The sequence below is a fragment of the Collimonas antrihumi genome (assembly GCF_018304965.1).
GTDB classification, from domain to species: domain Bacteria; phylum Pseudomonadota; class Gammaproteobacteria; order Burkholderiales; family Burkholderiaceae_D; genus Collimonas; species Collimonas antrihumi.
Genome location: NZ_JAGQED010000009.1, coordinates 76,663 through 95,999 on the forward strand (window position 1 = coordinate 76,663; position 19,337 = coordinate 95,999).

Genomic DNA, 19,337 nt, shown 5'->3' on the forward strand with positions numbered 1-19,337 from the left:
AATCTGTACTTCGTCATCTATTCTTCGAATTTCACTGCCGCGCCAGCGGCACATTCTTTGGCTGCCAGACGATATCGGCCACCTTGACAGCGCGCGGGATCAAGCCGATTTCCTTGAAACTGTCGGCGACACGCTGCTGGTCGATCACCATGGCCGAACTGATTACCGCGGTCGGCGATGGATTGGCGCGGCGGCTCAGGAACAGATGCACGGTCGCCAGGTTCAAGCCGCTGACATCGGAAATCAATTGCGCCACTTCCTTGCGATTTTTTTGCACGTAGCGATCGGCCTTGGTCAGTTCATCCAGCAAGCTCAGCACCGTGCCGGGATAGCTTTCAGCAAAACCGCGCGCCGCCAGATAGAAGGAATTATTGTTGGACAAACCGCGGCCGGTGCTCAGGACTCGCGGTTTGAAACTCAACTCGGCGGCACCGTAATACGGATCCCAGATCGCCCAGGCGTCGACGCTGCCACGTTCGAACGCGGCGCGCGCATCGGCCGGCGCCAGATAAATCGGCTGGATGTCGGTCCACGCCAGGCCAGCTTTCTTCACCGCCTGCACCAGCAGGAAGTGCGCGCTGGACCCCTTTTGCAAAGCGATCCGCTTGCCTTTCAAATCCGCCAGGGTTTTGATGGCCGAAGCGGGCGGCACCAATATCGCAGAACTCTCAGGCTTCGGCGGCTCGGCGCCTACGTATAGCAAATCCTTGTTGGCGGCCTGTGCAAACACCGGTGGGCTATCCCCGGTCATGCCGAAATCAAGACTGCCAGCGGACAATGCCTCCAGCAACTGCGGACCGGCGGGAAATTCCAGCCAGACTATCTTGCTGTTCTTGAAGCGTTGTTCCAGCGTGCTGCGTTGTTTCAGGACCACCAGGTTGACCGCGCTTTTTTGAAAGCCGATGCGTATCTGTTCAGGTTCTTTTTTATCGGCCAGAGGTTGCGCTTGCAACGGGCCTGGCAACAACAAAGCTGCTAATAATGGAAACGTCAATGGAAACGCCAGGAGCAAGCGGCGACGGAAGGAAGCGATAACCATGATGTCCGGCCTTCTCAAGATTTATCAGGATTTAGGAGGAAACAACACGGCGTCGCGCGTCGAAATCTTCTTTGGAATCAATTTCAATTCATAGAAGGAATCGGCGATCTTTTGCTGCTCGTCCAGCACCTTGTTATCGATCGGTTTGTAAATATGGGCGTAATGCCTGAGACCGGTTTCGATCACGTCCGGCTCCAATCCCTGGATCGGCGCCAGCTGGGCTGCCGCTTCCTTGTAATTGGCGCGAATCCAGCCTCCTTCTTTGCCGACTTCTTCCATGATCGTGTTCACCACCACGCTATTTTTGGCGGCGTATTTGCGTGTACTCAGGAAGAACTGGTGATGACTGACGGCGCCGCTGCCGCTGGCCAGGATCTTGGCGTCGAGTTGCTTGATCGCTGCCGTTTGAAATGGATCCCAGATCGCCCAGGCATCGACCGCACCGCGTTCGAAAGCCGCACGGGCGTCGGCCGGCGCCAGGTAGATGGGCTGGAAGTCACTGTAGGCGATGCCGCCGTTCTTGAGCAGGCTGATGACCAGCCAATGCACATCGGAACCTTTGTTGAAGGCTATTTTCTTACCCTTCAGTTGCGTAACGGAGGTGATCGGCGAGTTCTTCTGCACCAGGATGCTTTCAGCCTCCGGCGTCGGGATTTCGTAAGCGGTGTACACAAAATCGGCGCCGGCCGCCTGTGCAATGATCGGTGGCGCTTCACCGACATAACCGAAGTCGACCGAACCGACATTCAGGGCTTCCAGCAATTGCGGGCCGGCGGCGAACTCGGCCCATTTAACCTCAATGCCCTGGGGCGCGAGGATTTTTTCCAATGTGCCATGCGCTTTCAGCAATACCAATGTGCTGGCTGCTTTCTGATAACCGATACGCAGCACCTGTTTTTCCTGCGCCTGCGCCAACTGCGGCACGCTGACTGCAAACGCGCCGGCGGCGACTGCCGAGAGCAGTGCCAGCACATGGCGTCTTGTGTGTTTGTTTCTGGTCGAAGCTGTCATTGCCGATTTCCTGATTTTGTAGGGTGGGCACTTTGCCCACGCGTGAATTCACTGGGCGTAAATGCCTGTTTCTGTTCTCGTTGGGTCGTGTTCCGGCGATGCGCAGGCCGGCACTCCGGTTATAGCGGTCACGCGTGGGCAACCGTGCCCACCCTACGTCTGTGTAAATTACTGCTTAGTTGATTTGATATCTACGTGGATTTTCCTGCTACACGCTACATCGCACCTGCGAAAATGGAATCGGATCGAAATCGTTCGCACTGATCTTGTGCAGCGCCAGCAAGCTATCCGATAACTGCTGCACGCCCTCGTTAATCCGCTGGAAAATATTCTGGTCCAGGCTCAAACCGTCTTGTTCCGACCACTGCACCTGCGCTTCCGTTGCGAAGATGCTCGGCAGTACATGCTTGGCGGCCAATGACGACAACACCGGCCGCAAGGCGTAGTCCAGCGCCAGCATGTGCGATTGGCTGCCGCCGGTGGCCAGCGGCAGCACCAGTTTGTCGGTCAGTCCAAATTGCGGCAGCAGATCGAGAAACGCCTTTAACACACCGCTATAGGCCGCCTTGTAAACCGGCGTCGCCACCACCACCGCCGTCGCTTGCGCTACTTGCGCCAGCGCGGCCTGAATCAGCGTGTTGTTGAAATCGGCGCGTAACAGCGCATCGCCCGGCAGATCCCGCACATCCAGTTTGCTGTATCGATGTCCTGACAACGCCAGTTTTTTACCTGTGTAATGCAGCAACCGGGTAGAACGCGAGGGTGCCGACGGGCTGCCAGCCAATAACAAAATAGTCATCTGTTGCAATCTTGAAGCTGCCCTGCGTGGCAGGGCAACTGAGTCTTTACGATCAATCCGATCACTTCCACCAACCGGCTTATTTCACGCCCGGCTGATAAATCTTGTCGAACACACCGCCATCGCTGAAATGGACTTTCTGCGCATTTTTCCAGCCGCCGAAAGTGTCATCTATGGTGAACAGGCTCAGCTTCGGAAACTTGCTCGCATACTTGGCGGCGACTTTAGGATCGATAGGACGATAGTAATTGTGGGCGGCGATTTCCTGCCCTTCGGGCGAGTACAAGTACTCCAGATAGGCTTGCGCAATCTTGCGGGTGCCACGCTTGTCGACCACCTTGTCGACCACCGCCACCGGCGGCTCTGCCAGGATGCTCAGCGATGGAAACACGGTATCGAACTTGCCCTTGCCGAACTCCGCCTCGACCAGGTAAGCCTCGTTTTCCCACGACAGCAATACATCGCCTACACCGCGTTCGGCAAAGGTGACCGTCGAGCCGCGCGCGCCGGAATCCAGCACCGGTACATTCTTGTACAGGCGCGAAATGAAATCGCGCGCCTTGGCGTCGTCGTTATTGTTCTTCTTCAGCGCATAGCCGTAAGCGGCCAGATAAGCCCAGCGCGCGCCGCCGGAAGTCTTTGGATTAGCCACCACCACCGACACGCCGGGCTTGACCAGATCGTCCCAGTCCTTGATGCCTTTAGGATTACCCTTGCGCACCAGCAGCACGATGGTCGAGGTGTATGGCGTGCTGTTGTGCGGCAGGCGTTTTTGCCAGTCAGCTGGCAACAGCTTGGCCTTTTCGGAAATTTCATCGATATCGTAAGCCAGCGCCAGCGTCACCACGTCGGCTTCCAGGCCATCGATCACCGAGCGCCCCTGCTTGCCCGAACCGCCATGCGACGCTTTCAGGGTGAGATTGTCGCCGGTCTTTTCTTTCCAGTACTTGGCAAAAGCCTTGTTGTACTCTTGATACAGCTCACGCGTAGGATCGTAAGAGACATTGAGCAGCGAAAAATCAGCTGCTTGCACAATCTGTGCACTCTGCGCCACCAAGGCAATCGCGATCACCGAACGAACGATTTTCTTCAACATGTTCTGCTTCCCTCGTAAATGTTTTTTTGTTTTGAGGAGTACAGATTAATGAGGGCGCCTGGAAAACAGAACGAATTCTTTCTTCTCTCCTTATGCTAAAAACAGATATGCATGGATTGCCCCGATGAATAAGGATGACGCTTATTCCTGTTGAATTGGCATAAAGCCGCGAAGATGGGCGCTGGCAGCAACCAGCAGCAATGCGCAACCCGGTCCGGCGAAGGCGACGCTTAAGCTGGTAGCGTGCGCCACAAAGCCGACGTGATCAACAGAAAACCGCAAAAGGTCTTTTGCGCCAGTTTTTACGCTTGAGTCAGGACAGGATAGAGAATCACGGCCCAGGTGGCGACGGCAAGCACGCAAGTCAGCAGCACCGCGGCGCTGCCAAAATCCTTGGCGTTCTTGGAGAGTGGATTGCGCTCCAGCGAGACACGGTCTACCACCGCTTCAATCGCCGAATTGATCAGCTCGATGATGATGATCCAGACCAGCACCGCGATCAGCATCAGTTTTTGCACCGCGGAGACCGGCAACAGCAAGGCGACGATGATGCCCGGGATGACGATCACCAGTTCCTGGCGGAATGCATGCTCGTTTTTCCAGGCGGATTTAAAGCCTTCTGCCGAATAAAAGAATGCTGAAAAAATCCGCTTGAATCCGCTGGTGCTCTTGAATTCGCTGATCGGCTGCGGCTGCGGCGGCTGTGGCTGCTGCGATTGCGGTGATTGCTTGTTTTCGCTCATGCTGTGCTGGTTCTGATGGCAAGCTGGATTGCCAAGCTTGCCTTGATGGAAACGCAGGTTTGCGTTTCCGAATTTTAACAGCCTTGCTGCGCTGCACGCTAAATGCTTTTATTTTGATTACGAGAGCAATTCCGGCTCGTGGCTGCACTCTAATCGATAACGATAGCGAAGCACAACTTTTCACATTATGATATAAAGATTCCATTGCAATGCACCATTACTCCAATGAAAACAGCCACTACCGACGACGCCGATAAAATTTCGATCCAGGTCATAGAGCGCATGATTTCGCTGCTCGATACTTTGGCGCTCTACCCTGATCCGGTCAGCCTGAAAGAGTTATCAGCTGTCACCGGCTTGCATCCTTCCACGGCACACAGGATTCTCAACGACCTGGTGGTGAAACGCTTCGTCGACCGCTCCGAACCTGGCAGTTATCGGCTTGGCATGCGCCTGCTGGAATTGGGCAACGTCGTAAAAAGCCGCTTGAATGTGCGCGAAGCTGCGCTTGATTTCATGCGCGGGCTGCATCGCAAGACCAACCAGACCGTCAACCTGTCAGTGCGCCAGAGCGATGAAATCGTTTATATCGATCGCGCGTTTTCAGAACGCTCAGGCATGCAGGTGGTGCGCGCCATCGGTGGCCGGGCGCCATTGCACCTGACCTCTACCGGCAAATTATTTTTATCCATCGACGATCCGAAAATGGTCCGTGCCTACGCCACCCGCACCGGGCTGGCAGGACACAACAAGAATTCCATCACCGATCTGAGCAAGCTGGAGCGCGAATTGAGCCTGGTGCGCGCATTGGGTTACGCCCGCGATAACGAAGAGCTCGAACTGGGCGTACGCTGCATGGCCGCCGGCATCCGCGACGATTCCGGCAAGATGGTCGCCGGCTTGTCGATCTCCGCGCCGGCCGATCGCCTGCAAGAAGAATGGGTCGATGATTTGATCAGCACTGCGAATCAGATTTCCGCGGTACTGGGTTATACATCGTAGGGTGGGCAAGATTTTTTGCCCACGCGTGACTTGCCAGGCACAATGAGAATTTGAGATACCGCGTGGGCACTTCGTGACCACCCTACGCCCACCTTTTTCAGCACCTGGCACAAATAAAAACAGAGTTTATTCATCTTTTTTCTGACGAATAAACTCTGTTTTTTCTACCGGATTATGTTCGAATTTACGTTCGATCTTCAGGTTTGGCCATCAGCCATTTTCACACGCGTCAAGGTGGCAGGATGTGAATCAGCCAGCCATCTGCGAACCCGGTCGGCGTCCGCCTGGCGCGAATACTTGCCGCGCGAATCTAGGAACACCATCACGATCTGGCGACCGTCGATGGTAGTTTGCATGACCATGCAACGGCCTGCTTCGTTAATGTAGCCGGTCTTTTGCAAACCGATCTGCCACTCAGGATTTTCTACCAGATGATTCGATGTCGAGTAACGCAACGGACGACCGCCCGGCTCCACCACATATTTTGAATCGGTTGAATATTGGCGAATCACCGGATGCTGGTAGGCTGCCATGACCAGACGCGACAAATCGCGGGCACTGGCGACATTCAGATGCGACAGCCCGGTCGAATCGACATAGTGGGTTTCCGTCATGCCCAGAGCCTTGGCCTTGGCATTCATGGCAGCTACAAAGGCCGGCAAGCCGCCTGGATAGTTACGGCCAAGCGCCGATGCGGCGCGATTCTCTGAACTCATCAAGGCGATGTGCAGCATGTCGGCGCGGGTCAATTGCGAACCGATGCGCAGGCGCGAGCTGCTATGCTTTTCGCGATCGATATCGTCATCGGTCACGGCCAGCACTTCGTTCATGTCTTGTTTCGATTCGACCACCACCATGCTGGTCATCAGCTTGGTCAGCGATGCGATCGGCAATGCAACCTGGGAATTCTTATCCAGCAGCACTTCTGAACTATTCTGATCCAGCACCAGCGCTACGCTGGATTTCAACTCGAGCGGATCACGCGTCAAATTCAATCCGGCCTGCTCGCCTGCGGACAGGACTGGCGGCAAAGCTGGCACCACCGGTGCGAATGCAACGCGTTGGTAAGTCACTTTACGGTGACCACGAACCATCACCACTTTCTTCACCAGCTTTTCATTTTTATTGAAAGACGCCGTATTGCTGCGGCCACGCGCAGCAATCACCGCATGTTTTCTGGAGCCGGCTTTGGCTACGGTTTTCTTGCTGGCAGAAGCAGCTGTAGCCGCTGGCTTTTTAGCGGCTTTTTTAGTGGTACTTTGTTTTGTTTGGGCAGAAGCCTGGGCAGCAGGCGCGTTCGCGAGCACGAGGAAGAGTGACAAAAAAACAATTAACGCGGATTTGCCCATTTGCGGCTCCAATATGCGGCGGTGTATAACTTTGTGGCAGTGTAGGCAAATATCGGAAAAATCGCAAGAGAATTAGATAGTTAGCGCACTAAATTAAACGACTTTCGATGTCAGGACGACGATTTGCGAGATAGATTTTACCGCAACTCATCGGCCTGGCACTTACTTTAGTATCGGCTAACTAAACGTGACATTCAAGCAATATTGCATCAATTGAAAATGAATAATCACCTTGCAAATTGAAATACTTCGTCACCTCTGACGGCGCGCTATCCCACAGAGACTTGATCGCCACTACCCGCTCGGCAGGTGTGCGCATCCTGGCTACCCAGGTATCGAACTGCAACGGCAACTTCCAGCTCTGGTCGGCAGTCGGGCGCAATCCTGCCTGATTCAGCAACTGGCGCCAGCCGGACAAGCTGCGATTACGTACATGCGAAGTGTCGCGCAACAATTCGATGGACTGGAAGTAGGTGTCGGTCAAGACATCCTCGGGCGACGCGGTATCGATCACGATGCACATACCGCCCGGCTTCAGTACCCGCACCATCTCAGCCAACGCTTCTGGCAGCCTGGTCCAGTGATGCGCGCTAAACCGCGTACACACCAGATCGAAGGAAGCATCGGCAAAGGGCATGCGCTCGGCACTGCCCTGCTGCACGTGCAGATTTTTCAAACCACGCTCGGCAGCTGCATGCTGCACTACGTCCAGCATTTCAGTAGCAAGGTCGTACGCGACTACCGTGCCGATATGCGGCGCAATGGCGAAAGCGGCGTGTCCGGCACCGCAACCGACATCGAGCGCTTTACCTTGCGGAAACCGGCTGGCATAGGCGGCCAGTTGCTGTAAATCCGCGCCTTGGGCGTGGACGGTACTGGTGAGGTAGGCGGCAGCGGTGCTGCCGAATTGTTCAGAAACCACTTTATCGTGATTGCGGACGACGATCATCAGTTTTCTCCTCAAGAATGGGTAGTAGCGTGGGTAATAGCGCTCAGGCCGGAATCCAGTTTAATTATTTTTTATCCTGTTACAAGACTACTGTTTATACTAGTACTACTAGTAACAGGATATGCATGGAACAGCATGGACCAGGCCGGAAAACGCAAAGCACTGGGTGAATTCATCAAGACCCAGCGCACCCAGATCCCTACCGCGGCATTGCGCCTGGGCGGCAGCACGCGCCGTCGGACTCCGGGTTTGCGACGCGAGGAAGTTGCCCAGCTGTGCGATATCAGCGTCACTTGGTACACCTGGATAGAACAGGGCCGCACCGTCTCGGTATCGGCCGCCGCATTGGCAAGAATCGCCGAGGCTTTACAGTTGTCGCGCGCCAAGCGCGCTTATCTGTTTGAGTTGTCCGGTAAAAAAGATCCACTGGCACTTGATGCGCAGGCCCAGGAAATTCCCGATGAAATACTGGCAGTGACCGGCGCCATCAAGACCCCGGCTTATCTGCTGGATCGTCATTGGAACGCGGTCGCCTGGAACCGTGCCGCCAAAACCTTGTTCGTCGGCTGGCTGGATAAAAAAAGCACCAGCCGAAATTTGCTTGAGTACACCTATTGCCAGCCTGAAGCTGCCACCTTGATCAGCGACTGGGAGCAGCGCGCAAGCCGGCTGGCGGCAGAGTTTCGCGCCGATTGCGGCATGTACCTGGACGAACCGGAGATTGCCCGGCTGGTAATGCGTTTGAGTGCCTCCAGCGCTGCTTTCAAGCGGGCCTGGAATCTGCACGACGTGGTTGAGAAAGAAGGCGGCGAGCGCCGCTTCAGTCATCCGGCACTGGGCCAACTGGCGTATCGGCAAGTCAATTTGCGGGTCGCCAACCGGCCTGAATTGAAGCTGGTGATGTTGCTGCCGATTTAAGTTGAAGCCGGTTAAGTCCGGTTATTTTTTCATGACGAAACCCACGCCCAATATCGCCACTGCCATGCCAATGATACCGAGCAAATTGAAGACTTCGCCGAACATCAGCCAGGCCATCAGCGCGGTAGTCGGCGGCGTCAGGTAGAGCAAGCTGGTAACGCGGGTTGCCGCGCTCTTGCGTATCAGTGCGAACAACAGGAAGATCGCGCCTATCGACAAAGCCAGTATCGACCACAGCAGTGCGCCGATGAAGCGCGGCGTCCATTGCACCGTGTCCAGGCTTGGCGTCAGGTGCTCGTAGAAAATCGCGAACGGCAGCAATACTACGATCGAGGCGGCAAACTGGATGATGGTGCCGGTGCGCAAATCGAAATGCGAGCAGTTGCGTTTCTGATACAGCGTGCCAAGCGTAATCGAGAGCAGCGCCAGCAGGCACAGCGTAATACTTTGCCACGACAAACCGACCAGGCTGATTTTAGCGGCCACCACCAGCCCTACTCCGCAAATGCCAAGCAGCAGGCCCAGCCATTGCCGCGGCCGTACCGACTCACCGATCAAGGGTGCGGCAAATGCGGTCAGGATAGGCTGCATGCCGACAATCAGCGCCGACACGCCGGCCGGCATGCCGAGCTTGATGGCGCACCAGACGCCGGCCAGGTAACCGCCTTGCAGCAAGATCCCGGCAACCGCGATGTGACGGATCTGGCCCAGCGGCCAGGGAGCGCGCATCAACAAGACCAAAGGCAGCAGGACCAGCAGCACGCCGACGAAACGTAGCAATAGAAACGTTAGTGGAGGCGCATATGGCAAGCCGAATTTTGCCACCACAAAGCCTGTGCTCCAGAGCAGCACAAATACCATCGGCATGGCCGCGAGCAGGCGACGGGCTGGCCGCGATGCGGTCGGAAGGCTGGCTGATTGCATGAGTTATCCGTGTTGGATCCGTGTTGGGTCCGTGTTTGATCCGCGTTTGATCCGTATTATGTAAGCAGTTGCGCTGCACCGTGCCGGCGCGCGAATTGCGCCGCAAGGGCGATAGTTTGCAGGTGGATCGCTACCGTGTCTTGTATATTCTTGCCATAGCCGCCGGCCATGGCGATTGCCACCGGTATGGCATGCTGGCTGGCGGTTCCCATCAGCATGGCGTCGCGCCGGGCCAGGCCGTCGAAACTCAGTTTCAGGCGCCCTAGCCTGTCACCCTCGTGCGGATCGGCGCCCGCCAGGAAAATAATCAGCTGCGGCGAAAAGCGCGCCATCATGGTTGCCAGTGCATCCTGCAGTGCACTCAGATAAGCCTCGTCGCCGGTGCCATCTGCCAGCGCCACATCCAGATCGCTACTTTCCTTGTCGAACGGATAATTGCGGGCGCCATGCAGCGACAGGGTAAAAATCGAATCGTCGTTAGCCAGGATCGATGCCGTGCCGTTGCCCTGGTGGACATCAAGGTCGACGATGGCGACCCGCTGTACCCGGCGCTCCGCCTGCATCAGCCGGGCCGCAATCGCAGCGTCGTTAAAGACGCAAAAGCCGACGCCCTGATCGGCAAACGCATGATGGGTGCCGCCTGCCAAGTTGACCGCAATTCGCTCCGGCTCCGTCAGCGCCGCACGGCAGGCAGCGATAGTGGCGCCGGCGGAACGCCGCGAACGTTCCACCATCTGCGGCGTCCACGGAAAACCGATAGCTTTTTGTACATTTTCAGCCAAAGTGCCGTCGCTGACTGCGTTTATATAGTGGGGATGATGGGCCAGAGCCAGTACGCCGTCGCTGGTGGTCGGCGCTTCGTGAAAATCGATATCGCTGATGCTTGCCAGCACGGCTTCATGGATGAGCCGGTACTTTTGCATTGGGAAGCGATGGCCGGCCGGCAAAGGCAACACGAAATGGTCGCTGTAGAAAGCTTTCAAGGTAAGCGCGGAGGTCTGGAAAAGAAGCGAGTAAAGAAGCAATACAGCAATCAGTCTACCATCAGGGAATAGCAACCACAGAATACTCAAAAAAACAACATTTCACCACGCTAATACCTTGATTTTATAAGCTTTAGTATAAACGACATAAACAATATATTGCGGCGCACAAAAAATCTCTTGACACCGTTTCAGAATAATTTAGAATGAAATTGTTGCGTCGCACAATGTTCATTCAAGGCCACTGGCAGACGTAATCAACGGCTAGATCTTAGCCAACCCCTAAGTCACCCTATCGCTCTATTTTTTGTATTTTTTACAGTATCGAATCCTAGGAGAAGCCATGTCTACCGTTGCAGAACAATTTTCAGCCGCTACCAAAGCCAATTTCGAAGCTAATCTGGCCCTGTTCACCGATTTCACTACCAAGGCATTTGCTGGCGTGGAAAAGCTGATCGACCTCAACCTGAGCGCCGCCAAGGCTTCGCTGGAAGAGTCGAACGCCACTACCCAGAAATTGTTTGCGGCTAAAGACCCACAAGAATTTTTCTCGCTGAGCGCAGCCCTGGCCCAGCCGAACACTGAAAAAGCCATCGCTTACGGTCGTCATTTCGCCAGCATCGCTTCCAGCACACAAGCTGAACTGACCAAGGCAGCGGAAGCGCAAGTTGCAGAAACCAAGCGTAAAGTCATCGAGTTCGTTGACCAGGCATCGAAAAACGTGCCGCCAGGCGCAGAAGGCGCAGTTGCTTTCGTCAAATCGGCAATCGGCAGCGCCAACGCCGGTTACGAACAGTTTGCCAAAAACACCAAGCAAGCTGTTGAAACCCTGGAAACCAACGTCAACAACGCTGTCGACCAATTGTCCCAAGCTGCTACCAAGACTGCAACTCGTTCGACCAAGAAGTAATGTGTAAAACAGGCGTGTCTGGCGCGCCTGACTGAATCTCCTCGGTATCCGGCAACGCCGGTATCGTTATTTACCCCGGATTACCGGGGTATTTTTTTGCCTGGAAGATTTGTCTATCCGTGGCACCACGGCGACCGCGTGGGCAAAAAAATTGCCCACCCTATCCATCGGAGAGGTTTAGGGTTTGATCTGGGCCACCAGTTTCAACAGCCGTTGCAGCGTCGGCTCGTCCATCAAGGCCGGCAAGTTGCAAATATACAACAACTGCTGCTCGATATTTCTCGCTGAACCGCCCGCCTTCAATGACGCTTGCAACACCTCAACCTGCAATTGCAAACGTTCGCGCGCGAGCGCTGCAGGGCTTTCTATTCCAGCCAGGATTTCAGCACGCAACAACTCCTGTTGTAACGCAGGGCGCTGGGTTTCAAGAGTAGCCGCGTAGTTGTCGCTATTCTGCAACGCCCGTTCGAAACGCGCCGCGATGACTTTTTCAAACGCCGGGGCCAGCTTCGGCAATGCTTGCCAGCTATTGCGCCAGCCAGATTCGGCCTGGGTTCCTGCGGAACCGGTATCTGTGTCGGCGATGCTTGCTTCAACTTGCTGACACAAAATCAATTTATCGCGCAAGGCGCCGGCTTGCGCCAGCGCCGCCTGCTGCCGACTCTGGTCGAGCCGCGCCTGCAGCGCCCCGAGCGCGGCCTGGAAGCGCGCATCAATCTGCGCCTGAACCGCACGCGGCACCTGTCCGCTGCGCGCCCATTCTTGCTGGGCTTGCTGCAGGATTATCGGTAATTCCGCCTCCGGCCGGTCTAGCGCTGCTTCCAGCAACGCGCATTGCTCTTCGCGCTGATGCAGGTTGTCGCGGCGTTCGGCGTCGGCGCTTGATGCGGCCTCCTTGCGTTGGGCGAAGATGGCGTCGCATGCGCTGCGGAAACGCAGCCACAGTTCCTGCTCATGCTGCCGCGGCAAAGGCAGCGCCTTGGCTTGCTCTTGCCAGCGTTGTTGCAATTCTTTCACACGCTCAGCCGTATCGCGCTGGTTGGCGGGCAGCTGCGCGGCTTCGGTGATTAACTTTTCTCGCCGGGCGATTTCGATATCTTGTTGCTGCGCCAACGGCGCCAGCAAGGTTTCGATGGCGCTGGCAAAACTGCTGTCGAGTGCCTTTTTCTCACTACGATTGATCGGTCCCAGGTTCTTCCATGCCTGTTGTTTTTGCTGACAATACTGGGCGACGGCTTTCCAGTCCGGCGCCACCTCCGCCGACAGCGTCGCTTGTGCATACTGTTGCACCTCATCGATCAAAGTGCGTGCATTGGTTTGATTGGCTTGCCGTTGTTCAGCCTGTTGCTGGAAGTGTGCAGCGACTGGCGCATAGGCGTTAGTGCAAGCCGCGTCAAATCCCTCCCACAAGATTTTCGGTGCGGGTCCGGAATTGCCATCCAGCGACTTCCAGCGTGCCCGCAGGCTGCCGATTTTTTTTGCGAGTTCGGCTGGCGCCAGTGCCTGCTGCGGCAATTCCTGTGCGGCCTTGGTCAACTCTTCGCGCGAGACATTACCACCCCAGCGCGCCCAGCCTTGCAATCGGGTCAACTCGCCACGCGCTTGCACCAGGCGACTGTTTTGGGTTGCGCTCGGCTTGTGCAACTTGAAATCGATGGCGCGCAATATCTTGTCGAAATCCATCGCCACTTGCAATGCGCCATCTTCCAGGGCTTTTTCAAGGCCATCCAAAGCTTCGGCGATTTGCGGGCGCTCGGTTGTCTCCGCCGCCTCGGTTGCTGCGGCCGATGCGGCGGGAGCAAGAATCTTTTGCGGTTTGACAGGCACTATCGTATGTTGCTTCAACAGCGCCTGATAGCGTTGCTCCAAACCGTCGTCAAGTAGCGCCGCGGGCAATTTTGGCAATGCCGACCAGTTGGCTTTCAGCGTATCCGGATTCAACGCCTCGGTGGCCGTTTCCCAGTTTGCCAGCGCTTCGTTACGCGCCTGCAGAGCGGATTGATGCTGTTGCAAAGTCGACAGCAGTTGGCGTAACCCCTGGGCTTCCTGCGTGAACTCTGCCGCCAGATGACGCGGCACGCTCAACGCTTCCGCGTGACCGGCGCAGATTGCCATTTGCGATTCCAATGCATCCAGCTCCTGCTCGAGCTGGGGCGTAATGGCCATCGTCGTTTTAGCCTGTGAGTGCAGCGTGCGCACACTGTTCAATGAGCCGATAGCGCTGCGTTGCAAGTCGGCCTGCGCTGTCAAACGATCGGCGAGTGCGGCACGCAGTTGCGTAAACTGTTGCAGTAATTCGGCTGGCACATCCTTGGCGTCCCAGCCACGGTCCAGTTCTGCAACCTGATTCGGCATCAGCTGCTGCTCTTGTTGCAAGCGCTGCGCCTGCGCCACGGATGCGGCCGCCCTGTCGGCGATCAATTGCTGCTGACGCTCGCTGTCCAGCCGTCCCTGCATTAGTTTGGCAACCCGTCTGTCGGTATTGCGGCATGCCTGCAGCACTTGTTCCAAAGCTGCGCGTGACTGCACCTGCTGTGCCGCACACAAGCGCGCATCGGCAAACGTCGATTGCAAAATGAACGCGACCGCCGCAGCTTCGTCTGGCAAGGCCTGTGCCTGTTGCAACGCTTGCTGCCGAGACTGGTCGGACACTTGCTTGGCTTCGGCACGCAATGCGGCCTGGGGCGCTACGACCGGTTGTGGCGCATTACGATCAGCGCGTTTAAAGAGGAATCCGAACATGTGATATCAATCAGATGGAAGCAGATTGCCGTTAATCGCTAGCGGCAAACGCTTTGGTTAAGTGAGAAGTAGCGAGAATAAATTGGAATAGAAAATGGCTCCGTCCGGCCACTAAGCCGGCCGGTACTCTGCCTTAAGCTGATCGAGGCCGGACAGCATTTTCTTGAATGCTGCTGCGCTCTGCACCGGTTCACCCTTTACGCCGAGATCGATGTGACGCCGGGTGTTGGCATCGCCAACGTGCGGCAGGCTGAATACCTTAACCAAGGGAAATTCCATCTCGATGGCTTCCATCAGCGGTGTCAGAGTCGACTCCATGGCTTCGAACACCAGCACCGATTGCTCCAGCTGCGGATTCTGATGGAATCGGTCTGCGTAATACGTATCCAGTACCCACTCGAACATGGGCCAGGCCATCACCGGAAAACCCGGCGCAAAATAATGTGCGCCCGCGCCTTGGTGCGGCACCGAAAAACCAGGAATCTTGTTAAACGGATTGGGAATGATGGCGGCGCCCTGCGGAAACTCGCCCATCTTCAGCCGGTGCAGGTTATCGGGCGTGTCGTAGTCAGGTTCCGACCCGGCGTCGCGCGCGGTGTCGGCAATCCGTTCACGGATTTTCTCGCGCGCTTCCGGATGCAATACCAGCGGCACGCCAAGCGCCGCCGCTGCACATTGACGCGTGTGATCGTCTGGCGTGGCGCCGATGCCGCCGGTACAAAACACGATATCGTCGCTGGCGAATGTACGTTTCAGCGTCGCCGTAATGCGGGCCGGATCGTCGCCTATGTATTCTGCCCAGTCCAGGCTTAAACCGCGGGCGGAAAGCATTTCCAGTATTTTCGGAAAGTGTTTATCGACTCGCCTGCCTGACAGGATTTCGTCGCCGATGATGATAAGTCCGATTGCCATGGGGATCGCCGCTTATTTGAAGATGAGCTGAAGATGAGTAGAAATATGTAGCAGAAAGATAATAAATCTGGGAATAACGCTAAGGTATTCTATACAAATCTTAACTCCGAATCGAATCTTTACCGGCACATCAAACCTAATCCGGCGACGATGTATCCGTAGCATCGGACAATTGGTGAATCACCCGGCTGTCGTGACGCTCAGCGATAATGATAGCAGCCTCGCCCGCCGCCCGATATTTGGCCAGCGCCGCCAGGCAATAATACTCAAACCACAAACCGGTGAATACAAAAACCAGAACGTAGAGCCAGATGGAACCGGCTGCCAGCAAGGGGAAAATCACCAGCCACAAAGCGCCACCCAGCCACAATATGGTTGGCGCCGCCCCCATGGCGCCGGCAATCACGCCGATAAGCAACAAAGGCCAGCGATGAATCCGTAGCAGCGCCCGCATTTCTTCCTTGTCGGCATGCGCTGCCAAGGCTTCATAGGCGAACACCCGATACGTCAGCCAGCCCCACAATACCAGCGGGATCAGGAAGGCGAACGGCGGTATCAGCCACAGCGGCAAAGTCACCAGCCACAATACGCAAAACAACAGGAAGGCGGTGAACGAAGTCCACACGCTGCCAAGCACCGAGCCACCCTTGCGCTGCTCTAGCTCAGGGAAGTGACGGCGGCCGACGTGGCGCGCAGTTGCCGGCAAGGCAAACGCACCGACGAACAGCAAGGCGGTCAGAATCATCAGCGGCAGCAGAGCCCACAATGCCAGCCACGGCACGATAACGGTCTTGAGCGCGCCCAGGCCGAGCCAGGCGGGGACGTAGTTGGCGATGCCCCAGCCATCGTTGCTGGCAAAATAATTCTTTTGCAGCCAATCGATCATCGGTTGCAAACCCCACCACAGGGCCAGCCCCCAGATCAGCACCGACAACACAAATGGCAAGAAAGTCAGCATCAGCATGCGGTAATGCAGTTGCGACAATAAAGCCCGGCCGAAGGCTACCAGTACCGGGCGCATCAGCGGGACGGCTTTCTGGCAAATTCAACCATGCGCTTCAGGCCCAGCCATTGCTGCGACCAGAAACCGCGGCCATAGTCGCGGGCCGGCCTGCTTGCCGTCGGCAACTGGTCGCGCACCCCGGTATGTTCGAAGGTCTTGCCGAACCAGGCGCTGCGAAACAAGAGATCCCAGAACGCAAACAGCACGCCGAAATTATGGCCGCCCAATGTGCCCCGCCCTTTGCTTTCATGGCCGATGCCGATTGCGTGGTGCCAGCGATGAAAGCGCGGCGAGACGACAATGGCGTCGCCCAAACGGCCAAAGTGAATGCGCACATTGGCATGTTGCAGACTTTGCAACATGCGCGTGACTGACACCAGCAGCACGTATTGTGCGGGTTCGACGCCGATCGCCAGCGCTACCAGGGCCAGCACGACATCGTGAATCAACCCATCCAGCAGATGATTGCGATCGTCGCTCCACAGGTTCATGTTTTGCTGGCTGTGATGCAAGCTGTGCAAACCCCATAACCAGCCGACATTGTGCTGCGCGCGGTGATACCAGTATTCGCACAGGTCGAGCACCAGCAGATACATCAGGAAGGTAATCAAAGGCTGGTCGGTAAAACCTGGCAACAGGTTTTCCAGGTTGAACGGGTTGAGCCCCTGCAGGTGCAACACCTCAGTGACTTTTGCCATCAGCGGATCGACCAGGAAAAACACCAGCAACGAAAAAGCACCGAGACGGTATAACACGGTATAAATGAAATCGGTCCAGCGTGCGCGGCGGTCGGTAAAGGCATGTACTGGAATCACCGCTTCCAGCGGCCGCAGGATGAGAAACAGGACGATCAACTCGCAGACGCCGATCAGGAACCATTCAGTGCCATCGAAGGCGTCTTCCAGATATTCGCTAAAACCTGCATGAAACATGAGCGGCTGCACCACGGCCTGGAACAGCCAGGCCTGGGCGCTTGCAAACCAGTCCACCAAGGTATTTATCATGATGCCTTACGCGCCTTTCCTGCTTTAGTCTCGGCGACCGGCCCTTTCAAGTTGCCCTTGTAGGCCGGATGGTCGCGCAGCGTCGCAAAACAGAAACCCTTTTTCTCCAAGCCGCTGATCAAGGGTTCCAGCACCGCCGGCGCCCAAGGATCCTTGCGTGACCAGATTCCCAGATGCGCCATGACGATATCACCATCCTTGAGATTTTTCAGCATGCGTTCCAGCAGCATCTGATTCGGCCATTTATCGCTGGGCAGTTCGTCACCGGAGAAACCTGCTTCGGCCCATGCCACATGCTTGTAGCCGCAGGCCTCTCCTGCCGCCAGCGTGTGCGGTGTCAGATGGCCACCGGGAGTGCGCCAGAAACGGTCGATATGGGTACCGGTGAGAGTTTGGAAACGCTGGTCGACGCGATTGAGTTCGTCGCAATATTGCTGCGGTGTCCAGGCCAGCAGCTTGCCTCCATTGGCGCCGAACTGCGGCTTCACTTCGATCTTGCCATCGGCCAGGTCGCGCTTGGCGTAGACATGATCGAAAGTATGGGTACCGAACGCATGGCCGTCAGCCACCAGCGATTTCCAGAACGGCGCCCAGGCAGGGTCTAGCGTGTAATCGCCATTCACGGTTTTTTCATTGGCCATGAAAAAAGTGGCCTTGATGTGATGCCGCCTCAGGGTCTGGGCGATGTACTCGGCTTGCGACTGGCTGCCAGTATCGAAACTCAGGTAAAGCGTGCCGCTGCTGCATGCTTTGGGCGATTGTGCCGATTGTGCCAGTGACAGCGTGGCCGGCGCCAATGTTGCCAGTGCCACGGCTGCCGCCAATAAACTATGCCGGGTTGCGGGAAACACGCAGGGAAACATATGCTTCACACTTCAGAAGCACGATTATGAAAATAGATGCCGTGCGGCGAGCGCCCCACCGGAATCGACTTGATTACTTTGCGCGTTGTCAAATCAACCACCGAAACCTGCTTGAGCCAGCGCTGGGTGACCCACATGGTCTTGCCGTCTGCTGTCACTTCCATGCAGTCCGGTCCGCCGGGAACGGCAATGCTGCCAACGCTTTCCAGCGTGTTCAAATCGAGTACATTGATGGTGCCGGCGACCCGGTTGGAGACGAACAGATGACGATTATCGCCTTGCGGACGAAAATTGTGCGCGCCGTCGCCGGTCTTGATTTTCTTGATGATCTTCTGGGTGCGCCAATCGATCACGGCAACGTAGTCGCTGCCCATCACGCCTACCAGCAGATACTTGTTATCCGGCGTCATGTACACGCCGGCAGGCTGCTTGCCGACGGGCATGGTCCATTTCACTTTTTGCGTTGCCAGATCGACTGCGGCCAGTTCGTCACTCCCTTGCAGGCTGATGAAAGCCAGTGAACTGTCAGTGGTGAATGCCATATGGCTAGGCATGGCCGGCAACGGCAGGCGCTTGGCCAGTTTCAGATTCCTGCCGTCGTAGCCATAAATATCGATACGGTCAAGGCGCAGGCCGTTGGCAATAAACCATTTCTGATTGGGCGAAAAGCCGATTTGGTAAGGGTCGACAATATCCTTCACCTGATTCTGGATCTGCCCGCTCTTGGGGTCCAGGAACAAGAGCGAATTGCCGGTGGCGGCGGCCACGATCAGCGATTTGTTGTCCGGGGTCGGCATCAGGTGATGCGGCTCCTTGCCGACTGGAAATGTACCGATTTCCTTGTAAGTTGTCTGGTCCAGCAAAGTAATGGTGGCATCGCGCGAATTCAGCACGACCACTGTATTGTTGTTGGCGGTAGCAGGAAGAACGGGCGTTGCGGCGACAGGCGCTGCCGCGAAAGTGGAAAATGCGGTCAACAAGCCGCAAGCGGCTACAACGGAACGACGAACAAAAACAGACGTAACAACGAACATAAGGAAACTCTGAGAAGCAAAAGGAACTATTTTACCGCGCATGAATGCCACCTATA

General features: G+C 56.1%; 18 protein-coding genes. 3 read left to right on the plus strand and 15 right to left on the minus strand.

The features are described 5' to 3' along the window. Positions 1-31 precede the first annotated feature (31 nt). From KHU29_RS10475 to KHU29_RS10495, 5 genes are all read right to left on the minus strand, one after another. Positions 32-1,039, minus strand: a complete 1,008-nt coding sequence (locus KHU29_RS10475) for a sulfonate ABC transporter substrate-binding protein (RefSeq protein WP_211452747.1) — start codon at positions 1,037-1,039, stop codon at positions 32-34. A 24-nt stretch (positions 1,040-1,063) separates the two neighbouring features. Then, positions 1,064-2,050 (minus strand): sulfonate ABC transporter substrate-binding protein, encoded by a 987-nt coding sequence (locus KHU29_RS10480; RefSeq protein ID WP_211452748.1) that lies wholly within the window; start codon positions 2,048-2,050, stop codon positions 1,064-1,066. Positions 2,051-2,258: 208 nt separating this feature from the next. After that, a complete protein-coding gene (ssuE, locus tag KHU29_RS10485) occupies positions 2,259-2,849 on the minus strand; it encodes an NADPH-dependent FMN reductase (protein WP_211452749.1) in 591 nt (196 codons plus the stop codon). A gap of 79 nt (positions 2,850-2,928) precedes the next feature. Then, positions 2,929-3,945: a sulfate ABC transporter substrate-binding protein gene (locus tag KHU29_RS10490; RefSeq protein ID WP_211452750.1), complete on the minus strand. Its 1,017-nt coding sequence runs from the start codon at positions 3,943-3,945 to the stop codon at positions 2,929-2,931. 302 nt (positions 3,946-4,247) lie between these two features. Beyond that, positions 4,248-4,688 (minus strand): diacylglycerol kinase, encoded by a 441-nt coding sequence (locus tag KHU29_RS10495; protein WP_211452751.1) that lies wholly within the window; start codon positions 4,686-4,688, stop codon positions 4,248-4,250. A gap of 225 nt (positions 4,689-4,913) precedes the next feature. Here KHU29_RS10495 and KHU29_RS10500 point away from each other — a divergent pair, with 225 nt between their 5' ends. Continuing rightward, on the plus strand, positions 4,914-5,690 hold the full coding sequence (locus tag KHU29_RS10500; RefSeq protein ID WP_211452752.1) for an IclR family transcriptional regulator: 777 nt from the start codon (positions 4,914-4,916) through the stop codon (positions 5,688-5,690). Between the two features lie 197 nt (positions 5,691-5,887). Here the strand turns inward: KHU29_RS10500 and pbpG are convergent, their stop codons facing one another. Both pbpG and KHU29_RS10510 read right to left on the minus strand, forming a co-directional pair. Then, positions 5,888-7,039, minus strand: coding sequence for a D-alanyl-D-alanine endopeptidase (gene pbpG, locus KHU29_RS10505; RefSeq protein ID WP_211452753.1), 1,152 nt, complete (start codon positions 7,037-7,039; stop codon positions 5,888-5,890). A gap of 181 nt (positions 7,040-7,220) precedes the next feature. Continuing rightward, the gene (locus KHU29_RS10510) at positions 7,221-7,988 is read right to left on the minus strand and encodes a class I SAM-dependent methyltransferase (RefSeq protein ID WP_211452754.1); all 768 of its coding nucleotides are present in this window, start codon (positions 7,986-7,988) and stop codon (positions 7,221-7,223) included. 135 nt (positions 7,989-8,123) lie between these two features. On the opposite strand from KHU29_RS10510, the gene KHU29_RS10515 reads away from it, so the two are divergent. After that, positions 8,124-8,906 carry a helix-turn-helix transcriptional regulator gene (locus KHU29_RS10515; RefSeq protein ID WP_211452755.1) on the plus strand — a complete coding sequence of 261 codons (783 nt, stop codon included), beginning with the start codon at positions 8,124-8,126 and terminating at the stop codon, positions 8,904-8,906. A gap of 21 nt (positions 8,907-8,927) precedes the next feature. Here KHU29_RS10515 and KHU29_RS10520 read toward each other — a convergent pair whose 3' ends face one another. Then, entirely contained in the window at positions 8,928-9,830 is a 903-nt protein-coding gene (locus KHU29_RS10520) for a DMT family transporter (protein ID WP_211452756.1), read from the minus strand. A 56-nt stretch (positions 9,831-9,886) separates the two neighbouring features. Further along, the gene (locus KHU29_RS10525) at positions 9,887-10,813 is read right to left on the minus strand and encodes a histone deacetylase family protein (RefSeq protein ID WP_211452757.1); all 927 of its coding nucleotides are present in this window, start codon (positions 10,811-10,813) and stop codon (positions 9,887-9,889) included. A 343-nt stretch (positions 10,814-11,156) separates the two neighbouring features. Between KHU29_RS10525 and KHU29_RS10530 the strand changes: the two genes are divergently transcribed. Then, positions 11,157-11,723: a phasin family protein gene (locus KHU29_RS10530; RefSeq protein WP_211452758.1), complete on the plus strand. Its 567-nt coding sequence runs from the start codon at positions 11,157-11,159 to the stop codon at positions 11,721-11,723. A 177-nt stretch (positions 11,724-11,900) separates the two neighbouring features. Here KHU29_RS10530 and KHU29_RS10535 read toward each other — a convergent pair whose 3' ends face one another. The 6 genes from KHU29_RS10535 to KHU29_RS10560 form a co-directional block, all read right to left on the minus strand. Continuing rightward, positions 11,901-14,465, minus strand: coding sequence for a DUF349 domain-containing protein (locus KHU29_RS10535; protein ID WP_211452759.1), 2,565 nt, complete (start codon positions 14,463-14,465; stop codon positions 11,901-11,903). Positions 14,466-14,576: 111 nt separating this feature from the next. Beyond that, a complete protein-coding gene (locus KHU29_RS10540; protein ID WP_211452760.1) occupies positions 14,577-15,377 on the minus strand; it encodes a competence/damage-inducible protein A in 801 nt (266 codons plus the stop codon). A gap of 136 nt (positions 15,378-15,513) precedes the next feature. Further along, the gene (locus KHU29_RS10545; RefSeq protein WP_211452761.1) at positions 15,514-16,398 is read right to left on the minus strand and encodes an EI24 domain-containing protein; all 885 of its coding nucleotides are present in this window, start codon (positions 16,396-16,398) and stop codon (positions 15,514-15,516) included. Next, on the minus strand, positions 16,398-17,384 hold the full coding sequence (locus tag KHU29_RS10550) for a sterol desaturase family protein (RefSeq protein WP_211452762.1): 987 nt from the start codon (positions 17,382-17,384) through the stop codon (positions 16,398-16,400). The genes KHU29_RS10545 and KHU29_RS10550 overlap by 1 nt, the downstream gene beginning before the upstream one ends. Beyond that, positions 17,381-18,247: a polysaccharide deacetylase family protein gene (locus KHU29_RS10555; protein WP_211452763.1), complete on the minus strand. Its 867-nt coding sequence runs from the start codon at positions 18,245-18,247 to the stop codon at positions 17,381-17,383. Before KHU29_RS10555 ends, KHU29_RS10550 begins: the two co-directional genes overlap by 4 nt. 5 nt (positions 18,248-18,252) lie before the next feature. Beyond that, on the minus strand, positions 18,253-19,323 hold the full coding sequence (locus KHU29_RS10560; protein WP_246541816.1) for a YVTN family beta-propeller repeat protein: 1,071 nt from the start codon (positions 19,321-19,323) through the stop codon (positions 18,253-18,255). Positions 19,324-19,337 lie beyond the last annotated feature (14 nt).